Source organism: Bartonella sp. AP20NXHL, from assembly GCF_042196165.1.
Taxonomy (GTDB): domain Bacteria; phylum Pseudomonadota; class Alphaproteobacteria; order Rhizobiales; family Rhizobiaceae; genus Bartonella.
The window spans coordinates 1-3,467 of sequence record NZ_JBHIPV010000046.1 but is presented as its reverse complement, the minus strand read 5'-3'; the positions used below and the strand labels follow the sequence as shown (position 1 = coordinate 3,467).

Here is a 3,467-nt window from a genome sequence, read left to right as displayed (position 1 = left end):
ATAATTGTTGTGATGTTTTGTTCGTTAAGAAGGTTGGCGCGGCTTGATCGATCACCAATGGAAAAATCAATGGGGCGTGCAATACCAACAATGCCATTGATCACTTTATTGGAAGGGGAATGCCAAAAACCTTGGGCAAAATCCGTTTTGGCAATGACACCTGCAACTGCTGCACTTGCTGGCTGTTCTACAATTTTTCCATCACGATTCACCTTTACAAAAGGGTCAATGATAATGGCGCGTTTTGAATCAAAATCCTTTGCTGTGCTAAGGGCTGCTTCATCTGTGCTGTTTGGTGCATCAAGCACCACAATGGCGCGCAAACGCTCGGCAATGCCAATGAGTTCTGCTGCGACGGGGTTGGCAGTTGCACCAGTTCCATTCTCTTCAATATTCACACTGGAAGGGCGTTGATGTGTAAAGCCTGGAGCGATGAGAATGCGTGGTGTTTGTCCTACAATGGATTGCGCTCCAATCAAAGCATGAACACCTTCATAAGCGCCATTTGCGTTTACACCACCCAGAATATTGGTGAGTGTTGCATTTTCGTTGTCACCCTCGTTCACGCGTACGACAACGACAATTGCTCCTACTTGTTTAAAAATAAGATCAAGGGCATTGGGTAAAGTGCCGCGTCGTTTGCCTGTTCTATCGAGTTTTGCAGCTTGTGAAAGAGAGCCTGCTACCAAAACCGGTGTGTTGAGAGGGAATGCTTGTTCATCGGCATCGGGTGCTGTGCCAACAATCCCGATAACGGCAGACTGAACCGCGCGAAGGGGGCGGGTGCCGTCGTCAACTTCAACGACTTCAACACCGTGTAAAAAACCTGTTGCCATACTTTATGCTCCTTTAAATGAGGGGTGAATGAAAATGAATGGGAAAAATGAGAGGTAAAGAGCCGCTTTTGAAAACGACTTGACAAAATATTCAAAACCGTTAGATTCATACAAAGGTGCTTGAAAAACACCTTAAAACAACAAGCGGATTGGTTACCGAAATAATCAGTCTTCTGTACATTAAAGACTTTGACTCATTATATGCTACACGCATATAATAGCTTTGTCGGGTGTGGTTACGCTATACAATACCCTTTCGGGGGAAAGGCATAACGACGGGCTTGTTGCCGTGTTTTTCAGCACCCGGCATTTTTATAAAAAATGTCAATGAAAAACGTCTAACAACAAGGAGTTCTCATGAATACTCTTATTCCAATATCGGAACAAATCATTGATCAGGAAACTGTTCAAACTGTTAACGCTCGTGATTTGCATACGTTTTTGAAGGTAACATCTCGTTTTAACGATTGGATTATTAATCGTATTAAAGAATATGGTTTCCTAGAAAATAAGGACTTTGCGAGTTTTACTAAAAATTTAGTAAAACCTAAAGGCGGTCGTCCAAGTACAGAATATCACATCACTTTAGACATGGCGAAAGAGCTCTCAATGGTGGAACGTAACGAGAAAGGACGTCAAGCACGCCGTTACTTTATTGAGTGTGAAAAGAAACTGAGAAACCAATCTGTTGATTATGATCGTGATACGCGTTTTGATTTGCCAAGTTATTGGGAGGGAATGAACGCTGGTGAAAAAGTTTTGTATCTTTTAGGTCCAATTCATATGCGTCTTCTTGATGCCTTCAGAGTAGACGAAGAAAACAGAAAATATAAAGCCCTCATTAAAGAAGCAAAAAAGGTTTTAGCAAGTCCGATTACAAAAGCTGCTTAACTTTAAAAACATGATTTTATCTCCTCGTCTTTGAGGCGGGGAGGTAGTTAATGGCTCTGTTCCATTTGTATATCCACTTTATTAGCTGTTAATGTTGGAATAGAAGAGACATCAATGTCCCTCAAGGCATGCCATGTATCATAATTGGCTTGAAGCTGTAGCCAAAGGGCTGGTCCATTTCCTAACAATTTACCAATGCGAGCTGCTGTTACGGCTGTGACTGGACGTTCTCCTTTAAGGATACCGTGCAAGTGCTGGCGTGATATTTGAAGAATCCTAGCAATTTCGGTTTTGCTTGCATTTAAATGTTCTAAGGATTCAGCTAAAATTTCTCCTGGATGAGAAGGACAACGATTAGGATTACGTGTGGTCATGGATAGTTTCCTTTACAAATCTTAAAACCTTCAGTGGTATTGCTCTAGATCAACATGGTAAACGTGTCTGTCTTTAAATTCAAAAGTGATACACCAAGGACCATTGATATGAATTGTGTAGCGAGTTGGAGTAAAGCCTTTAAGCATATGAAAATTATAACCTGGTACATTGATATCACTAACTTGAGAAGCAGCGTCAAGGGCATCAAGACGGCGAATAATACGCTGTTGAAGCCTGCTATCAATCTTACTTTTTCCTGTTTCCCAGAGAGATTGGAGGTCTTTATTTTTAAATGTTTTGATCATAGCAAACTCAACAACTTTATTTTAAGTAAGATGTAATGTATTAAGTGACAATTGTCAACAAAAATGTTACAATTTAATATGATTGATGCCAACACTGTGGAACTACAAGAATTTAAGAAATGAATATCAAACCAATTCGTACAGAGAGAGATTATCAAGAAGCTTTAGAGATTGTGTCTGCAATGTTTGATAAGCAGCCAGAAGTTAATACTCCAGAATTTGATAGAATGAAAACTCTTGTTTTGTTAATTGAAGCTTATGAAACAGAACACTATCCTGTTTCTCCACCTCATGCGTAAAGAGAAGAATAGGTGCATGGAGGGGATAAATTTGCACGTTAACATCAAGGATTTTACGACCATACCAACGGCTGTCTGATCAAATATTGCTAAAAACTTAGATCCCTTGCCATTCTTAATAAAGTGAATACGAAGTTTAAATTCTATTGTCATTTTGCTCTCCAAATTAATGAAGAGACCATAACAATCATCTCACTCTCTCATAAGACTGACACTGTCAGTCAAAAAGCCCTTTAAAAGGGCTTTGAAAGAGCGATAAAAGGACTTAAAAACATGTAAGCCAGCTTATACAACAGCTATCCATTTGACTTGTGTCATATCTTGGTTACTTGTGCATCCATTTATTCTTTCCATAATCTTATAAGAACAGCGCCATCAGCACCAGCACCGCTGTAATGCCCATCCCCGTTAGCACCAGCACCTCCACCCCCAAAACCACGCCCTGCTTTTCCTGAAGTATGGTAACCATCTCCCGTTCCTCCAGCGCCACCCCTTGATGTATCGCCCCCAGCATCACCTCCGTTACCACTCATTTCTGCATCAATTCCTTTCGTTCCAGCATAACCATTTCCGCCTTTGGCAAGTCCTAAGAGACCATCTGTTGCCCAACCAAAGTTCCCGCCAACTCCTCCAGTACCACCAGAACCTGAGTAACGGGATGATGGGCTGGAATAATAAGCACCTCCACCACCCTTTCCTCCGGTAGCGGTAATAAAATTTTTGCCAATGGTTGTTGTTTCTCCAGGCTTACCGCTTACAAA

5 protein-coding genes and 1 pseudogene are annotated in these 3,467 nt (G+C 41.1%); 2 read left to right on the top strand and 4 right to left on the bottom strand.

All coding sequences use genetic code 11. The features are described from left to right. On the bottom strand, positions 1 to 836 hold an 836-nt coding region (locus tag ACFILL_RS08845), incomplete at its 3' end, for a phage tail sheath subtilisin-like domain-containing protein (protein ID WP_375643786.1). A gap of 357 nt (positions 837 to 1,193) precedes the next feature. Between ACFILL_RS08845 and ACFILL_RS08840 the strand changes: the two genes are divergently transcribed. Further along, a complete protein-coding gene (locus ACFILL_RS08840) occupies positions 1,194 to 1,727 on the top strand; it encodes an antA/AntB antirepressor family protein (RefSeq protein WP_375643787.1) in 534 nt (177 codons plus the stop codon). Positions 1,728 to 1,774: 47 nt separating this feature from the next. On the opposite strand, the gene ACFILL_RS08835 is transcribed toward ACFILL_RS08840, so the two are convergent. Both ACFILL_RS08835 and ACFILL_RS08830 read right to left on the bottom strand, forming a co-directional pair. Continuing rightward, positions 1,775 to 2,101 (bottom strand): HigA family addiction module antitoxin, encoded by a 327-nt coding sequence (locus ACFILL_RS08835; protein ID WP_273791640.1) that lies wholly within the window; start codon positions 2,099 to 2,101, stop codon positions 1,775 to 1,777. A 30-nt stretch (positions 2,102 to 2,131) separates the two neighbouring features. Beyond that, on the bottom strand, positions 2,132 to 2,407 hold the full coding sequence (locus ACFILL_RS08830; protein WP_273791641.1) for a type II toxin-antitoxin system RelE/ParE family toxin: 276 nt from the start codon (positions 2,405 to 2,407) through the stop codon (positions 2,132 to 2,134). A 119-nt stretch (positions 2,408 to 2,526) separates the two neighbouring features. Between ACFILL_RS08830 and ACFILL_RS08825 the strand changes: the two genes are divergently transcribed. Beyond that, positions 2,527 to 2,706 carry a hypothetical protein gene (locus ACFILL_RS08825; RefSeq protein ID WP_375627011.1) on the top strand — a complete coding sequence of 60 codons (180 nt, stop codon included), beginning with the start codon at positions 2,527 to 2,529 and terminating at the stop codon, positions 2,704 to 2,706. A 341-nt stretch (positions 2,707 to 3,047) separates the two neighbouring features. On the opposite strand, the pseudogene ACFILL_RS08820 reads toward ACFILL_RS08825, so the two are convergent. Continuing rightward, a pseudogene (locus tag ACFILL_RS08820) lies at positions 3,048 to 3,467 on the bottom strand (hypothetical protein); the annotation flags it as partial.

Coding starts and splice junctions, on each gene's coding strand:
- ACFILL_RS08840 (WP_375643787.1), top strand. CDS start 1,194: ATGAATACTCTTATTCCAATATCGGAACAAATCATTGATCAGGAAACT.
- ACFILL_RS08835 (WP_273791640.1), bottom strand. CDS start 2,101: ATGACCACACGTAATCCTAATCGTTGTCCTTCTCATCCAGGAGAAATT.
- ACFILL_RS08830 (WP_273791641.1), bottom strand. CDS start 2,407: ATGATCAAAACATTTAAAAATAAAGACCTCCAATCTCTCTGGGAAACA.
- ACFILL_RS08825 (WP_375627011.1), top strand. CDS start 2,527: ATGAATATCAAACCAATTCGTACAGAGAGAGATTATCAAGAAGCTTTA.